This window comes from Aeromonas sp. Y293-4, assembly GCF_027705905.1.
Taxonomy (GTDB): domain Bacteria; phylum Pseudomonadota; class Gammaproteobacteria; order Enterobacterales; family Aeromonadaceae; genus Aeromonas; species Aeromonas veronii.
In genome coordinates, this window is record NZ_JAPDCI010000006.1 from 1 (window position 1) to 20,333 (window position 20,333).

A 20,333-nucleotide genomic window follows, 5' to 3' on the forward strand; every position below is an offset into this window, starting at 1 on the left:
TCGACTTGCATGTGTTAGGCCTGCCGCCAGCGTTCAATCTGAGCCATGATCAAACTCTTCAATTTAAGTTTGGTTGCTTCGAAAAGCGGCTCAATGAATTGCTGAAATAAACTGTTCGACTTCTTATTGCTAAGAAATCGTCTTGGTCACTTCACCAGACATTGAAAATCAAAAATTGTTTTTGATGTTCGATGCTGTGAGTGCCCACACAGATTGCTTGATTCAAATTGTTAAAGAGCGTCACGCTTGTCGCGCTGAGGAGGCGCATATTACGCCCCTCACTTCGAAAGTCAAGAGATTGTTTTCGCTTTTCTTTCGGCGCCCACTTCACCAGGAAGCTGGCTCATCAGTCCGGCGTGTTCCGCCGTGCTGGTAGGGGCGCATTATAGGGAGCCGCGCCGGGATGACAAGGGATTTTTCAGCAAAAAAGTTCGTTCGCTCAGATATCAAGCAATCACCTCTTTTTTGCTCAAAATAGCATCAATTCTGACTATTGCCGGATTTAAATTGAACATTTGAAAAGCCAATTTTATAATTGGTCATCTCAAATATTTAATTGGAAGGCCCTCATGCATCAAATCCTCGATAGCCATAAGGAAAAGCAAATCGTCCCGCTGTTCCGCTTGGGGTTCCGACCCTTCTTCTTGTTCGGGGCTCTGTTTGCGGCCGTCGCCATGTTGTTTTGGCTGGGGCAGCTCAACGGTTGGCTAACCTTGCCAGGGATTGCCAACCCGATCTGGTGGCATGGTCATGAGATGCTGTTTGGTTTCGGGGCTGCCATCGTCGCGGGTTTTCTGCTCACCGCGGTGCAGAATTGGACGGCCCATCCCGGTGTTCGAAGCTGGCCATTGGCAATGGTGGCGGGGTTGTGGATGTTGCCAAGGACCTTGTTACCCTGGCTGGGTGAAGAGAATACGCTCCTGATGGTGGCAGACCTGCTCTGGCTGCCGCTGTGCGCCTGGTTCCTTGCCAAGCCTATCTTGATAACCCGGCAATGGCGCAACCTCTTCTTCGTGCCCCTGTTGCTGATACTGACCTTGCTCAATGGTGCCAGCTGGTTATGGCAGACCGATTGGACCACCGTTGAGCACCTATTGATCACCACTGTGCTGTTGTTTACCACCCTGATCGCCGTGATGGGTGGAAGGGTGATTCCGTTCTTCACCGCCCGAGCAACCGGTCAGGAGAAACCCGCACCTCAGCTCTGGCTGGAGCGGGCGGCGCTCGCGACACTGTGGCTTATCTTGCTGTGCTGGCTGCTGCTCCCCACCCAATGGGTCACCAGCATATATATAGTGCCTCTCTATATAGTGGCGGCGAGTTTGCATCTGTGGCGACAACTGCGTTGGCATCTGCCATCGACCGTTGCGCATCCCCTGCTGTGGTCACTCCATCTCGCCTATCTGTTTATCCCTCTTGGCCTGCTCGCCCTTGCGGCACATAGCGCGGGTCTGCCCATCACGTTGTCGATGGCCAGTCACCTGCTCAGCGCAGGCTGTATGGGCACCATGATCCTGGGCATGATTGCGCGAGTCTCCCTCGGCCATAGCGGTCGGGCCTTGCTGATAGGACGCAGGATCACTGGCGCATTCGCCCTGGTCATCGCTGCCGCTACAATGCGGGTGGCGATTCCGCTGTTCTGGCCTGCTTATACCCTGCATGGCTGGAACCTCAGCGCGCTTGCCTGGATCGCTGCCTATGGTCTGTTTGTCTGGGTCTATACCCCGATACTGATCCGCCCCAGAGCAGATGGTCGACCGGGTTGATGACTGCGGAACATGTTCAGGGTGTTGCCAACGGATAGTGGATCAGGTTGTGGAAGATCGCCGGTGCTATGCCCAGATTGCGATAACCGTGGGGACGGTCGGCAGCAAAACGCACCGCCTCCCCTTGCACCAGTGAGCGCCACTCCCCTTCCACCAGCACCTCCATCATGCCGCTGATGACGATGACATGTTCGGTCACTCCCGGCTCATGGGGCTCGGATTCACGCTGGTAACCCGGCAACAGGGTCAGCTCAAGCAATTCGAAGCCAAACCGGTTTTCATAAGGGAAGAGGGGGGCCACTTGCATGCCCTCTCCCGCTGGCTGCTGGCGAATGGCATCGGCAGTGCGATAGAGCACCTCTGCCTGCGCGGCGGGTGTGGGCTCAATGAAACTGGAAAATGAGACTCGAAAACCGGTGGCTATCTTCCACAGCGTCGCCACTGTCGGGCTGGACTCTCCCCGCTCAATCTGCCCCAGCATCGCCTTGCTGACACCCGTTTCGCGCGCGGCGGCATCCAGGCTCCAGCCGCGCTCGCTGCGCAGCCCCTTCAGTCGAGCAGCCAGATGCTGACTCATCTCTTGCATAACTGCCTCTTTATTACTCTTGCACGATGCGCCTTGTGCGCTATAGCGCACAGCGATATAGTCAAAGTTTTATTGTACGTAATAACGCACAGCGCGTCACAACGCCAAGAGGAAGAGTCATGCCCTTCGCCCTCCCCCATCTGGTCGCAGGCTTTATCGCCGTGATGGTCGGCTACACCAGCTCCGTCATCCTGATCATCCAGGCCGCCACGGCAGCGGGTGCTGATACTGCCCAAGTTGCCTCCTGGCTCTGGACGCTGGGGATCGGCATGGGGGTGAGCTGCATCGGCCTCTCTCTCTATTACCGCATGCCCGTACTGACCGCCTGGTCCACACCGGGCGCGGCACTGCTGATCGCCACGCTGGGCAACTTCACTCTGGCGGAATCGATCGGCGCCTTTGTGATCTCCTCCCTGCTGATCACGCTGTGTGGCATCAGCGGCTGGTTCGACCGTTTGATGAAACATATCCCGGCTCCACTGGCCGCCGCCATGCTCGCTGGCGTGCTGCTCAGATTCGGATTGGATCTGTTCAAGGTCGCCCCGCAAGATCCCTTGCTGCTTGGCACCCTGCTGCTGGCCTTCCTGCTGGGTCGTCATCTCTGGCCCCGCTATACCATGGTGCTGGTACTGGGAGTGGGGATGCTGATCTGCAGCGTGCGGGGGGATTTGCAAATGGGCACCCTTCACTGGCAACTCGCCAGCCCGGTCTGGACATGGCCAGCCTTCTCCCTTGATGCTCTGTTTGGTATCGCGCTGCCGCTGTTCATTGTCACCATGACATCGCAAAACATGCCGGGAATTGCCATCTTGCGGACCCACGGCTATCAGCCTTCCACCTCCTCACTGATCAGCTGGACCGGCCTGACTGGCCTGCTGCTCGCCCCTTTTGGCGGCTATGCCTTCAATCTGGCCGCCATCACTGCCGCCATCTGCATGGGCAAAGAGGTCGACCCGGATACCAAGCGCCGCTGGCCTGCTGCGGTTTGGGCGGGTTGCTTTTATCTCCTGACCGGCTGCTTCGGTGCAACCGTCGCAGCCCTGTTTAGCGCCTTTCCGGCAGCCCTTGTCACCTGCATCGCCGGATTGGCACTGCTAGGTACCATCGGCAGCAGCCTGCACTCGGCCTTGCAACAGGATGAAGCGCGAGAAGCTGCGCTGTTCACCTTTATTATTACCGCGTCCGGGATCAGCCTGCTCGGCATCGCGGCAGCCTGCTGGGGTCTGCTGATTGGTCTGGCTATCTATCAGTTCCAATCATATCGACAAAGGAATCAATTGAACCTCAAACCGTGAACCTCTGCACACTATCCAGATAAAATGATTCACAAGTGAAACTAATTTCCTTCTAGTGGTGCCAGGGCACCAATCTTCCCGGACATGGTGCCCTGTCAGGTTCCATGCAACGGAGAATAAAAATGAAGAATCAGGCTGTCTTGTTACTACTGGCCATACTGGGTGCTACGAGCGTCCAGGCTGCCGATACGGATCGAGAGCTGGCTCGCCAGCTCGCACTTCAGCAGAAAAACCTGCTGCCCCTGCTGAGCAATCAGCAATACCAGAGCCCGCTTCCCAATCTGCTGCAGAAGGCCAGCCCGCGCCTTAAGCGGCAGGCGACCGATGCCAACCAGGCGGCCATCAGCCGGCAAGGACTGGATGGCGAGGTCAAGCAACTGATGCAGTTGCGGTTGGCCAACACCGATCAGGCCGCTGCACTGCAACAGGGCGTCGAACCGCTGGTCGCCTATGTTCCAAGTGGAGATGAGAAGAGCTGGAGCGCCATTGAAGCGTTCGACAGCGCTGGCAATCCCGTCTATCTGGATGTGGACAAGGCACCGGCCCGGCCGGTTCTGGTAGTCGAAGCCGATCCCGTCAAAGCCAAGAACGCAGGCTTGAAGGTGATGCGTAAGGCGCTGGCCGATGCGGATCTGCAAAGCGCTCCGCGAGTGGCGGCCAGCACGGCGCCACTCAAGACCAGTATCCTGAAAAAGATCAGACTGAAGGATGATCAGGAGCCCTGGCTGCTCGGCGCGGCCGAAGTGTATGCGGTGGTCGCAGGGGTCAATCCCAGCCGGGATGAGCCTGTGGTCGATATTGTCGACATGCCCTACCTCGACTATGACAACACAGGCTACACCCCCAACCAGATCCTGGTTTACTGGGATCGCTATCGCTGGGGTGCCGTCGATGTGGTGATGATGGAGCAGGATGACAACGTCAACTACAAGGAGCTGAGCGCCCTGCTGATTGAAGCTCTCAAACTCGGCTTTACTGCGGGTGGCGTGCCGGAAGCCCTGCCCTTCCTCGATCTCGGCGGTCGCATCGTCAAGGCGCTGCCCGACTCCTGGATGACCAACAACGACGACTATCTGGATACCTTCTACACACTGGAGCAGGATCAGGTCTATCGCCAGTATCCGGGGGCTGCCGGTAATGCGGTTATCGATCTTGAGCCAAAAGAGATCGCCCCGACCAGACCTTGATAATCAGCCATAACGAAAAAGCCAATGAGCAACTCATTGGCTTTTTGCTTTTATCGCGGTGACCACAGGTCAACCCTTGGGACGAACCCCCAGAGTATGGCAGATGGCATAAGTCAGCTCGGAGCGGTTCAGGGTATAGAAGTGGAAATCCTTCACCCCTTCCTGACTCAGCACGCGCACCTGATCGATGGCGATGCTAGCCCCCACCAGATTGCGGGTCATCTGATCGTTATCCAACCCCTCGAAACGCTGATGCATCCAGCGCGGGATCTTCACGTTGGTAAAACCGGCAAACTTGGCCAGTGTCTGGTAGTTGGAGACCGGCAGGATCCCCGGCACGATTTCGGCATCGATGCCGATGGCGGCGCAGCGATCCCGAAAGCGCAAGTAAGTTTCCACATCGAAGAAAAACTGGGTGATAGCACGGTTGGCACCGGCATCGATCTTGCGCTTGAGGTTGAGCAGGTCGGATTGTGCACTCTTGGCCTCCGGGTGCCCTTCAGGATAGGCGGCAACCGAGATATCGAAGTCCGCCTCTGACTTGAGCAGGGCAACCAGATCGGTGGCATACATATCCGGCTTCTCCAACCCCTGCGGCAAATCACCGCGCAGAGCTACGATATGGCGAATACCGCTGTTCCAGTAATCGCGGGCGATGGTGCGCAATTCGTCGCGGCTGGCATCGATACAGGTCAGGTGAGGCGCCGCAATCAGGCCGGTCCGCTCCTTGATGTCCTTGATCACCTTGTGGGTGCGATCACGGGTACCGGAGTTGGCGCCATAGGTGACAGAGACGAACTTGGGTTCCAGCACTTTCAGCCGTTCGATGGACTGCCAGAGGGTATTCTCCATCCCTTCACTATTGGGCGGAAAAAACTCGAAACTGACCGAAATATCGCCATTCAAATCTGCCAAGCTCTGGTTGAGCGCTTCAACCTGACGTGCACTGTGAAAACCCATCTGCTCTTCTCCCTGTCCTGCAATCCATCTGCCTACGTCAAAACGGATGTTTGGACGTCTAAACGTCTTTATATTTATGAGCAAAACGACACAAAGTCAACAGGGTTTTACCTCACATCCGATCTGACGAACTTCATATTTACAAAATTAACGGTACGTAACCGAAAAGTGCCCATCCCAAAATTGCCCCAGTCGAGTTATGATGGGGGCAGATCGTCCTGGACGTTCTGAATCTGCGTGTGATTGTTTGGCCGGAGGTTTCTCCGGCCCCTTTTCATCTATTTCCCACTCCTGCCGATAACAGAATGAGTCTTTGCAGGAGCACCATCATGGATACCCACCCCGGCTTTGCCACCGACTTGCTGTTCGATCGCTATCAGGGCGAGGTTGTTCAGCACGATCAGTTCTGGGCGGTTCGCACGCCGGATGCTCCCGATTACTACTTCGGCAACTACCTGCTACTCCCCAACCCACCCAGCGACCGTGACAAAGGCTGGCTGGAAGCCACATTTGATCAGCTGATCGGCCAGGATCCTCGAGTGCGCCACCGCACCTTCCAATGGCCACTGGCAGCCGGGCAAAACAGCCGGATCGCCGGTTTTGTCGCAACGGGATACCAATATATGGAGTGCGTGGTGCTGGCGCTGGATGAGCAGAGCTGCCCACCCCCTCACGACGACATGAACAAGGTTGAGGCACGTACCTTCACCACTGCTGATTGGCCTGAGTGGCTCGACTTCGAACTCAATGAACGGGATGAGGGGCACTCGGAACAGAGCTATCTTCCCTATCTGCGATCCCGCCAGGCGCTCTATCAGGCCATGATTGCCGATGGTCTCGGGGACTGGTGGGGGATCTGGCGAGAGGGACAACTGGTCGCCAGCTGCGGCCTCTTCTTCTGCGGCACACTTGGGCGCTTCCAATTGGTACGCACGCACCATGCGTGGCGCAACCAGGGGTTATGCCGCCAGTTGCTGAGTCAAGTGGCTCGCGCAGGATTATCCCGTGCCAAACAGCTAATCATAGTGGCCGACGAACACTACCATGCCCAGCGCATTTACCGCTCTCTGGGGTTTGCCCCGGTTGCCCGCATCGGCAGCCTCTGCCGCTGGCCCCACGAAGTACAATAAAGCGATACATGCTGGCCGCGAGCCATAAAAAACGGGAGGCTGATGCCTCCCGTTTTTATTGATGCCGATGACCTATTGCTGTGGCTGCTGTGGCGCCTCCAGCTCGTTGGAGAGCGCCTGCTCCACCTCATCCGACGGCGCCGGTAATGGGGCAGCGGCCGCTGATGCGGGTTCTGCGGGAGTCACAGCAGGTGACACCACGGCCGATGTTTCACTGGTCGCGGGAGCTGCGGACACCTCAGTCGTCGGCGCCGAAACAGGAGCAGGGGCAACCGCATCACACTGACAATCCGCGCTCTTGGCCTTATTGCCCTGATGAGGGGCATACCAACCCTTCAAGCCACCTTCCAGTCGATCCGCGGCAGCCTTGGGCTCCATCTTGCCAAGCAGCACAGCCTGACTCACCTCGGCCAGCTCATCCCCCAACTTGGGCATACCACGGGAGAGGATCTGGGTCGCCACCCGAATGGTCGAGTCACACTGATCGCGCCACTCCATCATCTCTTTGGCCGCCGGATTGATGACATCGAAGAAGTGGTTGGAGAGGGAGAAGAATCCCGGCAGCGAGTTGGTATAGAGCTCGGCAAATTGCGGCGTCGTCAGCCACTGCAGGAAAGCCATTGCTCCCTCTTTATTCTTACTGGCCGGATTCATCCCCATACCGATATCGGTGTGGTCGGTAAAGAAACAGCCATCACCCTGTTTGGCCACCGGCGGACGCATGACGCCAAAATCGACCTTGCCGGTGAAGGGGGCAATTTCCCAGGACCCCGCCACGTAGAAGGCGGCCTTGCCCGAAGTGAACAGCTCGTTACTGGTCGCATAATCGCGGCTCTCGCCACCTTCACCGAGGTAGGAACGCCAGCGGGCCAGCTCGTCGAATACCTTCACATATTGCGGGTTGTCCAACCGCTCCTGCCCGCCGATCAGTGCCAGACGGCCGTCCTCTCCCTTCCAGTAATTCGGACCAATGTTCTGGAACCCCAGTTCGGAGGCAACCCAGCTCTCGGAACCGCTCATGGCCAGCGGCACATAACGCCCGTCGGCCTTGATCTTGTCCAGCACGGCGAAGAACTGGTCGCGGGTTTGCGGCAAGGTGAGCCCCAACTCACTGAAGATCTTCTTGTTATAGAAGAAGCCATGGATCACCGAGGCCATCGGCACGCAGAAAGTCTGGGCACCGGAATCGGTCTGCCACGGTGACTGGGCAAAACTCGGGAAGTTCTCCATCCCCGCCATTTCGGTCAGCTCGGCCAGATGGCCAGCCTTGAACAGGGCGAGCGAGTCATCAAACGGACGACAGGTAATAAGATCCCCCGCCTTGCCCCCTTTCAGGCTCTCCCACAAAGTGGGCATGTAGTTGACGTTCTGCACCGGATGAAAACTCACCTTGATGCCGGGATGCGCCGCTTCAAACGCAGGGATAATCTTCTGCTCCCACAACGCCTTGTCATCGGTTCGCCAGCTTTCAATCACCAGCTCGCTGGCCATCAGCTGGCCACACAACAGGAGACTCAGGGCTCCAATCCACTTTTTAGACATAAGCCCTCCTAGACCTTGAAATGTGCGATCAATTGCTGCTGTTTGGCGACCAGGTCGGCCAGCACTTCGCTGCTGCTGGCGGATTCCCGCGCCTCCCGCTCGGTCTCGTATGCCACATCGGCAATACCGGCGATATGACGAGCGACCCCCTGACTGACGGAGATCTGCTCCTGAGCGGCATGGGCCACCTGATCCGCCATCGACTTGATGGCACCCATCCGATCGGCAATGGATTGCAGCGCCACATCCATCTCGCGAGTCTGCTCGACACAGCTCTGGGTCTGCTCCTGGCTACGCCCCATCACTTCAACCACATGCTTGCTGGAGCTTTGCAGATTCTCAATCATCCCCTGGATCTCTTCGGTCGAAGTCTGGGTGCGATTGGCCAGTGCCCGCACCTCATCGGCCACCACCGCAAAACCGCGACCGGCATCGCCAGCACGAGCCGCTTCGATGGCGGCGTTCAACGCCAGCAGGTTGGTCTGCTCGGCAATGCTGCGGATCACATCGAGAATGCTGCCGATGTTGTTGCTGAATTCCCCAAGCTTATAGGTGATCCCGACAGCCTCCTCCATGGCGCCAGCCAGCTGCTCGGTGATTCGGCGAGTGGTGGCCACTTTCTGGCGACCATTGCGCGCCTCTTCATCGGCCAGATCCACTTCCCGCTTGGTGCCATCGGTAGAGCGGGCCACCTCGGTGGCGCTCACTTCCAGCTCGGTAATGGCGGCGGCCACCTGATCGGTCTGGCTCTTCTGCTCCTGTACCCGGGACATGGCCCGTTCGCTGATCTCGGCGGCGCGGCTCGCCTCATCCACCAGATGGCGGGAGCCCGCATTGATTTGAGAGAGCAGCTCGCCGGTCTTGCCCGCCAGCGTATCGATGGAGCGAGAGAGGCTGCCAAATTCGCAACTGCTGCGGTAGTTGATGCGGCGGGTCATGTCGCCGGCCGCCATGTAATCGAGCTCCTTGTTGATCATCTGCAACGGGCGCTGAATGCTGCGCGCCGTGGTATAGCCGATCACCAGCGCGGCAGCGGCCGACATCGCAGCAACCACCAGGATCCAGAAGCTGGCACTGCTGACCGCCGCATCGGCGTTGATCCGGCTATCGCTGGCGATGGCTCCGGCAGACTTGCCCATCTCATCGAGCAAATTGAGGCTGTTGACCAGACTGGCATCCAGCTGCTGATTTTGCGTGGCCAGCGACAGCGCCAGCTGCTGAGCCTGACGCATGGTTGCCAGCAAGCCCTGAGCGCCAAGTGCCAGCTCCTGCATCCGATCCAGATTGGAGACAAAGCGCGCTTTCACATCATCGGGCACCAGCACCCGCTCCAACCGCTTGCGGGCCATCTCGATGTCCTTGCTCAACACCTTTTCCAGCTCGTTCAGGTCGGTTCTGGCATCGGCACGGCGGATATTCTTCAGATCGCGGGCGATACCCGAGGTAATAAGCTCCGCCTTGTTGCGCATGGAGCGCTTACTGGCGGTCTGTTGCAGCAGCAAATCCGCCGCCCACTGGTAGGTATCCTCAAGGCGGATAAATTCCATCTCCAGCTTGTGGCGCTGATCCAGCGCACTGACCCACTGTCGATGCTGTGCCAACACCTGATCCGCCAAGCCATAAAATTGGGTGGTAGCACTCTCGACCTGCTGGAAGCGGGCACGAGCATCCGCTACGTCGGTAAATTTACCCATCTCCTGACTCAGCTGGGCGAAGCGGTTCTGCTGCTCCTTGAACTGATTGGCCAGCTGCGGCAACTGGGCGGCATCTTCACTGGTGCGGTAGACCAGCACCCAGCGGTTACTATCCTGCAGTGCCCCCTTGAGACCTGCGACAGCAACTACCAGCGGGGTTGCCCGGTCAGATACGGCAGAGAGGCCGTCATTTATACCCTTGATTTTAAAGGTACTGATCACACCAAGCAGGATCAGCAACAGCAGCATCAACACGAATCCGGCGATGATCCGCTGCACGATAGATAAACCCATGGAGACATCCTCACTCATTGGGGGAAGGTAAAGTGAACATAGTCACTATCGGCAGGGGTGGCGAATAACTGAAATAAAGCGGCAGGTATTTAATTGATTTGTATCGGGTTGGATCACAGTACAGACAAAATCAGCCATACGAAAAAAGCCCGGCACAAGCCGGGCTGAAAGAGACGTACTTTGCTATCTTCCGCGATCCGTTCAGAACCGCAGTCAGAATCATTAGAAGCGGTAGCCAACACCCACCATAAAGGCCATCGGGTCGATATGCGTTTTGAAGGTGCCAACACCATCAACTTTAACATCTGTATCGATATCCATGATCCAGGCTGAACCGTTTACAAACCAGCGATCTGTAACCGCCATATCGATACCGACCTGACCTGCCAGACCCCAAGAGTCGTCAAGGCTGATATTGGCACCATCAAGTGCTCCCACCCCCTTCTCATCAAAGAAGGTGGTGTAGTTCACACCCACACCAACATACGGGCGAACCTTGCTCTGGGCATCGCCAAAATAGTACTGGGCCATCAATGTTGGAGGCAGATGTTTAACCTTGGCAATCTCACCAAGATCGCGAGTACTCACTCTATGGGAGAATGGGGTTGCAGCCAGCAACTCAACACCCCAGTTGTCGGTGATCATATAACCGAGGGTCAGGCCAAGCTGTTGATTACTGTTAATCTCAAATTCACCGGTACCCAATACGTTGTCACTGCTCTCCTGAGGAGAAACGATGGCCAAACCACCACGAACCAGAATATCACCAGCCTGATGGGCCATGGCGAAAGGAGAGGTCACTGCAGCGGCAATCATCAGAGGAAGTAATTTTTTCATCACGTAATCCCTTTTTTTGTTTTCATTTGATGCTGTAAGCCCGCTGACTATATGCTCTTGTAAATGCAAAGTTATTGACTTGGAGCAAAGGTTGCACAGAAATAAATCGATTGGTGTGACATCTTTGCGCGCCATCCCAATCTCGTTGAGCCCCCAGACAACAAGCTGAAATGCCTGTTTCGACAGGTTGTAACTACCCGCATCCAGCGCCAAAAGGGGCAAACAAACCACATCTTATTGCGCGGCAGCGCGGCTATTAATTGTTGTTAATATGGGCAAATCAGCGTATTTTTTGCGCCATGCAAGTTACTGGGAAGTAATGGTTTATTTATGAAAAATGAGTCGAAATGGCAAAAGGTGGGGGCCTTTCTCGCGGCCGTGTGGGGAATCGGATCCTTTCTCTTTATCCTGCTCGGTTTTATTGTCGCCCTGGCCTATCTGGTATTGATACGGCAGGGTTAATCCGGATTGACAGAGTGCAGCAGGGTGATATGCCCCCCTTCGGCAAGCTGTTCCGGAGTCTGACCCATTCCCTCAGCAGAGAGGCTACCAGCGTAGCCACACCACCGATTTCGCCCGCCGACTTTGGCCTGATACAGCGCCATGTCCGCCAGTTTGAAGCTATGACTCCAGAATGAATCCGGGTACTCCGGGTGCAACGGATAGCGGCAGAACCCCAGCGACACCGTCAACCAGAGTGGCGCATCCTCTCTGCCAAAGCGGTGCTGAGCGACACGCTGGCGCAGATATTCGACCCGCAGCGCCAACTCTTGCTCGTCATCCACTTGTAGCAACAACAAGAACTCCTCCCCGCCCAGCCGGATGATAGGCTCGCGCTCTCCTGTCACCACCTTGCGCAGCAGATCCGCCAACTGTTTCAGCACCAGATCCCCGATGTCATGGCCAAGGCGGTCATTGATCCGCTTGAAATGATCCAGATCCAGCAGCAATAACAGACAAGGTTTGGCCCGGTTGGCCTGCAACCAGCCATCGAGATAGCGACGATTGAAACAACGGGTCAAGGGGTCGGTGAATGCAGCCATCTCCATCTGGCTGGATTTTTCCAACAAATCATCGTGTTGCTGACTGACCTTGCTGGCCATCTCCTTGAATTTGCCGCTCAGGGTCGCCATCTCGGCGCTGCTGTCGATATAGGGGATCAAGGTGGCATCTGGCCGATCGCCAAAGCGTTGCAGCGCCGACACCAGCTGCTGCAACGGGGTAAGCACAATGCTGTTGAGCCGATACATGGCGATCATGACGCAGATAAAACTGATAAACAGCATGCCGATAAAGGTCCAGAGCGCCCCCTCCATGACGCCACTCAAGATCTTTCTCTCCTCCTCAATCACCAGAGTCAGCACCGGCTGGCTATCGCTGTTGAGCAGTCGTACCTCTCCCCTAAGCCGGGTGAGCCCAAGGTCGATCAGGCGATACGTTATTTGCGGTTTCAGTGGTTTGAAGGTAGCGGTGACATCCAGATTGGCGTGGGAAATCGCCAGAGGCAGCGCGGTACGCTCAGATACCTGCTCGAGATAGGCCTTGTCGAGCCAACGTACAACCAGCAAGAAACCGTTGAACGGAGCCGACTCGTCACTGTTTCTGATCGGCTGCCACGAGTACATCAGCGGCCCCCACTGGGAAGCACGGATCCCATGCAGATTGATGCCCCCTTGCGCCACCGAGCGCGCCCTTAACTGCTTTTTCAGTTCATCAAGGAAGTAGGGAAACTGATCCGGATTGATCCCCGGCGCATCGGGTAGCAGGGTGCGCGTCCAGATTTCGTAGCCGGTGAGATCCATGAAGCTCATCAGGTTGAGACTAAAATCCCGCATCGGCATATCACTGAACAAGTTGGATTCGATGTACGCCCTGCTTTTGTTGTCCATAAAACGATGGCTGTCATCCCAGATGCCCCAATCCCGACTGAATGCATCCAGAGCAGCCACATCCGCCTGCACCGCCTTGGTCACGCGCAGTAGATGCTCCTTCATTCGTTGCTCCTCAATCCGGCTGGCGGCCGGGATCTGGGCCCATGCCAACAGAACCAGCAATAGCAGGATCGCCCCCAGCCAGATGGGGAACATGGAGTAAGCCAACTGATGATCAATCGTGCGCGGAGCTTGAGCCATAACCCGATATATCCATTACCATGATGCTGAGATGCCAAGCCTGCCCACACTTGACGAGCTTCCCCCTATGCTCCCGATTTTTATAACAAAAAGGGGCCAAAGGCCCCTCGATTATAACGGCTTATCGCGCCAATAGCGGTCGTAAAAAACGAGCTGTATGAGACTCTTTATTGGTGCAAATCTCTTCCGGCGTCCCCGTCACCAGAATGCGGCCACCACCGGCACCGCCCTCCGGTCCCAAATCGACAATCCAGTCGGCAGTTTTTACCACATCCAGATTGTGCTCGATGATGACGATGGTATTGCCGCGATCCCGCAGCTGGTGCAGCACCTTGAGCAGTTGCTGGATATCGTGGAAATGCAGCCCGGTGGTCGGCTCATCCAGAATGTAGAGAGTCTGACCGGTATCCCGCTTGGAGAGCTCACGCGCCAGCTTGACCCGCTGCGCCTCGCCGCCCGACAAGGTAGTAGCAGACTGGCCGAGACGGATATAGGAGAGGCCCACGTCCATCAGGGTCTGCAGCTTGCGCGCCACCGCCGGCACCGGATCGAAGAACTCGCGGGCATCTTCCACTGTCATCTCGAGGATTTCGTGGATGTTCTTGCCCTTGTACTTCACCTCCAGGGTCTCGCGGTTGTAGCGCTTGCCCTTGCAGACATCGCACGGCACGTAGACGTCCGGCAGGAAGTGCATCTCTACCTTGATGACGCCATCCCCCTGACATGCCTCGCAGCGCCCCCCTTTCACGTTGAAAGAGAAACGGCCCGGCTGGTAGCCGCGGGAACGCGCCTCCTGAGTGCCGGAGAGCAGCTCGCGGATCGGAGTGAACAAACCGGTATAGGTGGCCGGGTTGGAGCGCGGGGTACGACCGATGGGGCTCTGGTCGATATCCACCACCTTGTCCAGATGCTCCAGCCCCTCGACGCTGCGATAGGGTGCCGGGGTGGACTCGGTCGCCTTGTTGAGCTCGCGATGAGCGATGCGGAACAGGGTGTCGTTGATCAGGGTCGACTTGCCGGAGCCGGAGACGCCGGTGACGCAGGTCATCACCCCGATGGGCAGATCCAGGTTGACGTTGCGCAGGTTGTTGCCGCTTGCCCCCTTGAGTTTCAGCCACTTGCCGGTGAGCGGCGTGCGCTCGGCCGGAATGGCGATCTGCTTGCGGCCGGAGAGGTAGTCACCGGTCAGCGATTCCGGATTGTCGATGATCTGCTGGGGGGTGCCCTGCGCAACAATCTCGCCACCGTGCACGCCAGCGCCCGGGCCGATATCCAGCACATGGTCGGCGAGGCGGATGGCATCCTCATCGTGCTCCACCACGATCACCGTGTTGCCGAGATCGCGCAGGTGAGTAAGGGTCTTGAGCAACCGCTCGTTGTCGCGCTGATGCAGACCGATGGAGGGCTCGTCCAGTACGTACATCACCCCCACCAGACCGGCACCAATCTGGCTGGCCAGCCGGATCCGCTGCGCTTCACCACCGGAGAGGGTCTCTGCGCTGCGGGACAGGCTCAGATAGTTGAGACCCACATTCACCAGGAAGCCGAGTCGCTCGACGATCTCTTTCAAGATCTTCTCGGCAATCTGGGCACGCTGGCCGGTGAGGTTCAGTCCCTCAAAGAAGGCGAGCGCATCGCCGATGGACTGCTCGGCGATGGCCGGCAGGTTGCGGTTGTCGACGAAGACGTGACGCGCCTCCTCCCGCAGCCGGCTGCCACCGCAGCTGGTACAAGACTTGTTGGCGATATATTTGGAGAGCTCTTCACGCACCGAGTTGGACTCGGTCTCCCGGTAGCGCCGCTCCATGTTGTGCAGGATCCCCTCGAACGGGTGCTTGCGCACTACCACGTCGCCGCGGTCGTTCATGTAGCGGAACTCGATATCGGTACGACCGGAGCCGCGCAGGATCACCTCCTGGGTCTTGACCGGCAGATCTTCCCACGGCGTCTCCAGATCGAACTTGTAGTGCTCGGAGAGGGATTTGAGCATCTGGAAGTAGTAGAAGCTGCGCTTGTCCCAGCCACGGATGGCGCCGTTGGCCAGACTGATGGCCGGATCGCCGATCACCTTGCCCGGGTCGAAGTACTGCTGCACCCCGAGACCGTCACAAGTCGGGCAGGCTCCGGCCGGGTTGTTGAAAGAGAAGATGCGCGGCTCCAGCTCCGACATGGAGTAGCCACACTCCGGACAGGCGAAGTTGGCGGAGAAGGTCATGGGGGCAACCCCCTCCTCCCCGTCCATCGGCACTACCAGCACTATGCCGCCGGAGAGGGTCAGCGCCGTCTCGAACGACTCGGCCAAACGCAAGGCAAGGTCCTCGCGCACCTTGAAGCGATCCACCACCACCTCGATGGTGTGCTTCTTGTGCAGCTCCAGCGTAGGAGGATCGGAGAGATCGCACACCTCGCCGTCGATACGGGCACGGATGTAGCCCTGGGCCGCCAGATTCTCCAGCAGCTTGGTGTGCTCCCCCTTGCGATCGCGCACCACCGGGGCCAGCAGCATCAGCTTGCTCCCCTCCGGTTGAGCCAGCACCTGATCCACCATCTGGCTGATGGTCTGGGCGGCGAGCGGAATGGCGTGGGTCGGACAGCGGGGCTCACCGACCCGGGCAAACAGCAGACGCAGGTAGTCGTAGATCTCGGTGATGGTACCGACGGTCGAGCGCGGGTTGTGGGAAGTGGACTTCTGCTCGATGGAGATGGCGGGCGAGAGCCCCTCGATATGGTCGACGTCCGGCTTCTCCATCAGGGAGAGGAATTGGCGAGCATAGGCGGAGAGGGACTCCACATAGCGGCGCTGCCCCTCGGCATAGAGGGTATCGAACGCCAGAGAAGATTTGCCCGAACCGGAGAGGCCGGTGACCACGATCAGCTTGTCGCGGGGCAGGGTCAGATTGATGTTCTTGAGGTTGTGGGTGCGAGCACCCCGGACCACGATCTTTTCCATCTTGTTGCACGCTCGATACAGAAACCTGAGCGAGTCAGTATGGCATAGAGACTACTGGATGAATAGACAGTCATGAGAGGAAATGCGCATCATCCGGCGCACGCCATCTGCTCTTTTTTCTCCACCAGCAGCCGCTCGTTTTGCCATATCCGGGCGGTGACCTCGACCCGATAGGGGCAACGCAAACCCAGCCCTATTTTGCCAACCGCCATGACCACTCCAGCCTGCAGCGACAGATTACGGCTCTGGCGCTGAGTCGTGCTCCCGGCTGCCCCTTCGCTGCGCACCAGCAACCTGACACTCACCGTCACGTCGCGCTTGCTGAACAGCGTCGGTGCAAGTGACAGCCCCTGCTCGCTCTGCACCATATTGAGGGACAAGCGGATCGACGGATCGGGTTCTATCTCGGTTTCCCTTGCAGTTACTGGTGAAGGAACGCGATAAACCAGCATCAACCCACAGAGCAGCACCAATAAAAGAGGGGCCCGCAGGCCCCTTAATCCGGAGATAACCATCAGTTGCTACCAGAACCCTGATAGACATAGGCACGGTTATCGCTGCCCAATACGGTCACATTGGCAGTATTGAAGCTTTCGTTTTGCACCACATCAACGGTGTTGCGCCCCCCACCAACCCCAGCATTGACGTAGACATTAGCCTCGTGCTCAGCGCCGTTCTGGGTCACGGTGAGTTTGTTCTCGCTACCCAAGTAGGACTCAACCTTGGCATTGTTCAGCTCACCATCCTGGCTCACTTTGACCACAGACTCAGAGTGAGACGCATCGGCATAAGCCCAGTTGTCAGTACCTTTCTGAGCAACGACCAGCTCGTTGTCCGAGCCCCAGGTCCATGCGCCTTTGCCTTCACCATCACGAGCAGATGCAACCTGGTTGCCAGTTCCGTTCTGGTCGATATCGATGGTATTGCCGCTGCCTGCTTGTTGCACTGCATTGGCATAGTTGTCATTGCCTACCTGATCAATGGTGACCGCACCATCGGTACTGCTGGCTAACTGATTGACCACGGCCTTGTTGTCATCACCTGTCTGGTTGATCAAGGCATCATTGCCAGTACCTTGCTGGTCGGTCTCAATACGGTTGCGATTACCATCTTGTTTCAACTCAGCAAACTCGCTGCTACCACTCTGTTTTGCCAGCAGGTGGTTGCCCTCCCCAGCATCAGATCCTTGTTGCAGGGTCACCACCTTACCGCCGGTTCCACTTTGCTCAACAGTCGCTACGTTGGCACTATCGTATTGAGTGACGTCTGCATTGTTCAAAGAACCACTCTGAGTCACCACTGCAGATGTTCCTTCCGCCGGTGCATAGTCATAGTTACCGGTTGCCTGCAGCACCTTGGTGATATTGCTCTCTCCACGTTGTACCACTTCGGCGTTGGCTCCATCAGCCGCTGTCTGGGTCACGTCAGCCTTGTGAGCCCCCCCTTCTAGCTGCTGTACACTCGCCCGAGCGAAATCGGATATCTGGTTATTAATGACAGCCTGATTACCATCCGAGATTTGAGTGATCATGGAGTCAGCTCCGTCACCATTATCTTGCTTGATCTTGGCGTCGTTGCTCTCCCCATCCTGCACAACCCCGGCAACCGCACCGCCATTCTCAAATTGCTGAATCACATCAGCAAAGTTGTCGTTCCCCTTTGTATCGATGGAGGCTTTGGAGAGGTTAGTGTCACCTTGTTGCAAGATGTAACCACGGTTGCGGTCACCTACCTGCCGAGTATCGGCATCTGACTGGCCGGTATTCTTTTGAGTGGTAACAGCTGTGTTGTCGTTACCAGCTTGATCGATGTTAGCCTTGTTATCGACGCTTCCCACCACCTGGTTAATGGTGGCGGTATTGCCGCTCTGGGCCTGGTTCACCGTAGCCTGGTTGCCAGTAGATGCCGCCCAAGCGGTGCTGGTCGCCAGAAGAACTGCCGAGGCAATGATGGTACGTTTAAACATGATTTCCCTCTCGTGCTAATGGTTGAGCCTAGGCTCAGTTGGTTTGAACGACATTTACTTGCTGATTGGCTCCCGTCTGAATAACGGTTGCCGCCAATCCATACCCGTTTTGCTCGATGCTGGCCTGATTGCCATCACCCAGCTGGATCGCCCGGGCCTGATTATCTGCCCCTTGCTGACTGATCCAGGCTTCATTGCCGCTGCCTTGTTGCAGCAGCCAAATCCGGTTATTGATGCCCGCCTGATAGAGCTCGGCGCTATTGCCCTCGCCCAGTTGCGCACCATTGACCCAGTTCTCATCTCCCACCTGGGAGAGCGCCAACTCATTGGCCCAACCCTGTTGCAGCAGACGCGCCTGATTCAGCTCCCCTTGCTGGGTGAGATGCAGTTGCTGCTCGCTACCGAGTTGCCACAACAGCGCCTGATTCCCATCGTTCTGCAGACCGGAATCCAGCTCGCTTGCCATCGCCAGCTCGTCGAAGACGGCAGGCTCTGCGGCGAGTTGCGGGGCGCCCGATATCAGCAGAAAAAAGAGAGCACTCAACAGGTGTTTCATCGCGCCATCGCCTTGTTGGAAAACGCCCACAGTATCCCTGTCAGACCAGAGGCGGCCTATCAGGCACTCCGCTGATTCGAGGATGAAAAGCGCCGCCCTGTCGCTGAGCAGAAAGTCTTAATTCGTATTCGATGGAGGCCAAAAAAAATGCCCTCCACCAGGGAGGGCATTGCACGAGCGGGAAAACTCAAAGCAGCGGGGCATTGTCTTGCAGGTACTCCTGCAGGATCGGATTGTCGATATCCCGCTGGTCGGCCAGTTGCCACAGATTGTCCCGCACACCATTGGCAATCAACCGGATCACCCCGGACTCGATAGCCGACATGACACACATCTGTACCGGTTCATTGGTGCTGAAACCGGCCTCGGCCTCCAGCAGGCGCTTGTACTCGACGAAACGGAATACCCCTGCCTGCACCTGTTGCGACAATACGGTCTTGGAAGTGGTGACACTGTTCAGGATCCGGCCTGAACGGATATCGACGGCTCGCAGATTGACCGTCACCTGATCGACCCGATACTCCCCGCTGGCGCCGATGCCAAAATACTTGGCCCCCGCCCCGCCGGTTCGCACATTGCTGTCATAGGCGACTATCCCCCCCTCGATCAGGATGTTGGCGGCGACCAGCGAGGGCAATTGATTGGCATTGTTGCCGGGAACATTGGGCTTGTTCTGGGCCGCCCGTACAATCTTGCGTTCGGTCAGCAGGTTCTGCAGCCCCTCTCGCTCCAGTGGCACAAACCATTGGGAATCCCACAAGGCCGTGCTCAGCATGGCCACCCCACCCTGGGTGACCGCCGTGGAGAAGTTGGACGCCGGTGCAGGCAGGTACTGACCGGTCTGATCGCGAAAATCGTAGACGGCCGCGACAATTTTCCCTTTTGGCTTGGGCAGACTGATCAGCTCCTTGTAAGAGACGGATCGCGGCATCAGGGTTGCCTTCTCATCGGCAACGGGTGAGCCGATATGGGTCGCACAGCCAGCCAGCGCAAGCAGGGGCACTATCAATAACAGTTGTCGTTTCATCGCGCCCTCAGTCAGCAATCAGACCATTCACTTCGATCATGGTGGTCTGGTTGGTCACCCGGTCGGTGATTGAAACCACCAGAGTGCCATCTTCATCCACCACATTGATGGCAAAATCATCGGTCACCAGACTGCCGCTCTGGCTGCCATCCTTGCCGATATCGGCCAGCAGCTGGCTGATCAGGCGGGATTGCAGGTTGGAGGTCAAGCGATCCAGCGCCGAGGTGCCGCTGCTACCGCTGCCACTGGCGGGATCCTTGTAATCATTCTGCGCATTGGCGGTGCCAAGCAGATGACTGCTGTTGAGAGGGTTACCCCCAAAGCTGGGGTTGACGGGGCGATAGACAAGCTCCGACGCATGGAGCGTTGGCGCTATCAGTGCAGCAACTAGCCATAACCGGGCACGCATGA

General features: G+C 57.3%; 16 protein-coding genes and 1 rRNA gene. 4 read left to right on the top strand and 13 right to left on the bottom strand.

Going from position 1 to position 20,333, the window contains the following annotated elements:
* Positions 1-65 (bottom strand): 16S ribosomal RNA (locus OKC31_RS08410); the annotation flags it as partial.
* 504 nt (positions 66-569) lie between these two features.
* Here OKC31_RS08410 and OKC31_RS08415 point away from each other — a divergent pair.
* The gene (locus OKC31_RS08415; protein WP_247824145.1) at positions 570-1,766 is read left to right on the top strand and encodes an NnrS family protein; all 1,197 of its coding nucleotides are present in this window, start codon (positions 570-572) and stop codon (positions 1,764-1,766) included.
* A 16-nt stretch (positions 1,767-1,782) separates the two neighbouring features.
* Here OKC31_RS08415 and OKC31_RS08420 read toward each other — a convergent pair whose 3' ends face one another.
* The gene (locus tag OKC31_RS08420; RefSeq protein WP_167570773.1) at positions 1,783-2,352 is read right to left on the bottom strand and encodes a helix-turn-helix domain-containing protein; all 570 of its coding nucleotides are present in this window, start codon (positions 2,350-2,352) and stop codon (positions 1,783-1,785) included.
* Between the two features lie 119 nt (positions 2,353-2,471).
* Between OKC31_RS08420 and OKC31_RS08425 the strand changes: the two genes are divergently transcribed.
* Both OKC31_RS08425 and OKC31_RS08430 read left to right on the top strand, forming a co-directional pair.
* A complete protein-coding gene (locus tag OKC31_RS08425) occupies positions 2,472-3,647 on the top strand; it encodes a benzoate/H(+) symporter BenE family transporter (protein ID WP_247823551.1) in 1,176 nt (391 codons plus the stop codon).
* A 122-nt stretch (positions 3,648-3,769) separates the two neighbouring features.
* Entirely contained in the window at positions 3,770-4,834 is a 1,065-nt protein-coding gene (locus OKC31_RS08430; RefSeq protein WP_247823552.1) for a DUF3103 family protein, read from the top strand.
* A gap of 69 nt (positions 4,835-4,903) precedes the next feature.
* Here OKC31_RS08430 and metF read toward each other — a convergent pair whose 3' ends face one another.
* Positions 4,904-5,794, bottom strand: coding sequence for a methylenetetrahydrofolate reductase (metF, locus tag OKC31_RS08435; RefSeq protein ID WP_005340191.1), 891 nt, complete (start codon positions 5,792-5,794; stop codon positions 4,904-4,906).
* A 329-nt stretch (positions 5,795-6,123) separates the two neighbouring features.
* On the opposite strand from metF, the gene OKC31_RS08440 reads away from it, so the two are divergent.
* A complete protein-coding gene (locus tag OKC31_RS08440) occupies positions 6,124-6,924 on the top strand; it encodes a GNAT family N-acetyltransferase (RefSeq protein WP_247823553.1) in 801 nt (266 codons plus the stop codon).
* A 72-nt stretch (positions 6,925-6,996) separates the two neighbouring features.
* Here the strand turns inward: OKC31_RS08440 and OKC31_RS08445 are convergent, their stop codons facing one another.
* From OKC31_RS08445 to OKC31_RS08490, 10 genes are all read right to left on the bottom strand, one after another.
* Positions 6,997-8,466 carry an ABC transporter substrate-binding protein gene (locus OKC31_RS08445; protein ID WP_247823554.1) on the bottom strand — a complete coding sequence of 490 codons (1,470 nt, stop codon included), beginning with the start codon at positions 8,464-8,466 and terminating at the stop codon, positions 6,997-6,999.
* 8 nt (positions 8,467-8,474) lie between these two features.
* Complete coding sequence (locus OKC31_RS08450) at positions 8,475-10,454, bottom strand: HAMP domain-containing methyl-accepting chemotaxis protein (protein WP_247823555.1); 1,980 nt, start codon at positions 10,452-10,454, stop codon at positions 8,475-8,477.
* Positions 10,455-10,676: 222 nt separating this feature from the next.
* Positions 10,677-11,291 (bottom strand): outer membrane protein OmpW, encoded by a 615-nt coding sequence (gene ompW / locus OKC31_RS08455; protein ID WP_005354990.1) that lies wholly within the window; start codon positions 11,289-11,291, stop codon positions 10,677-10,679.
* Positions 11,292-11,749: 458 nt separating this feature from the next.
* Entirely contained in the window at positions 11,750-13,423 is a 1,674-nt protein-coding gene (locus tag OKC31_RS08460) for a diguanylate cyclase (RefSeq protein WP_247823556.1), read from the bottom strand.
* Between the two features lie 121 nt (positions 13,424-13,544).
* A complete protein-coding gene (gene uvrA, locus OKC31_RS08465) occupies positions 13,545-16,373 on the bottom strand; it encodes an excinuclease ABC subunit UvrA (RefSeq protein WP_236367701.1) in 2,829 nt (942 codons plus the stop codon).
* 89 nt (positions 16,374-16,462) lie between these two features.
* Positions 16,463-16,825 carry a curli-like amyloid fiber formation chaperone CsgH gene (gene csgH, locus OKC31_RS08470; protein ID WP_231721466.1) on the bottom strand — a complete coding sequence of 121 codons (363 nt, stop codon included), beginning with the start codon at positions 16,823-16,825 and terminating at the stop codon, positions 16,463-16,465.
* A gap of 62 nt (positions 16,826-16,887) precedes the next feature.
* Entirely contained in the window at positions 16,888-18,339 is a 1,452-nt protein-coding gene (locus OKC31_RS08475) for a curlin (RefSeq protein ID WP_043822571.1), read from the bottom strand.
* 34 nt (positions 18,340-18,373) lie between these two features.
* Positions 18,374-18,895 (bottom strand): curlin, encoded by a 522-nt coding sequence (locus OKC31_RS08480; protein WP_111901629.1) that lies wholly within the window; start codon positions 18,893-18,895, stop codon positions 18,374-18,376.
* Positions 18,896-19,082: 187 nt separating this feature from the next.
* Positions 19,083-19,922 carry a CsgG/HfaB family protein gene (locus tag OKC31_RS08485; RefSeq protein ID WP_005355003.1) on the bottom strand — a complete coding sequence of 280 codons (840 nt, stop codon included), beginning with the start codon at positions 19,920-19,922 and terminating at the stop codon, positions 19,083-19,085.
* Positions 19,923-19,929: 7 nt separating this feature from the next.
* Positions 19,930-20,331 carry a curli assembly protein CsgF gene (locus OKC31_RS08490; RefSeq protein ID WP_019445195.1) on the bottom strand — a complete coding sequence of 134 codons (402 nt, stop codon included), beginning with the start codon at positions 20,329-20,331 and terminating at the stop codon, positions 19,930-19,932.
* Positions 20,332-20,333 lie beyond the last annotated feature (2 nt).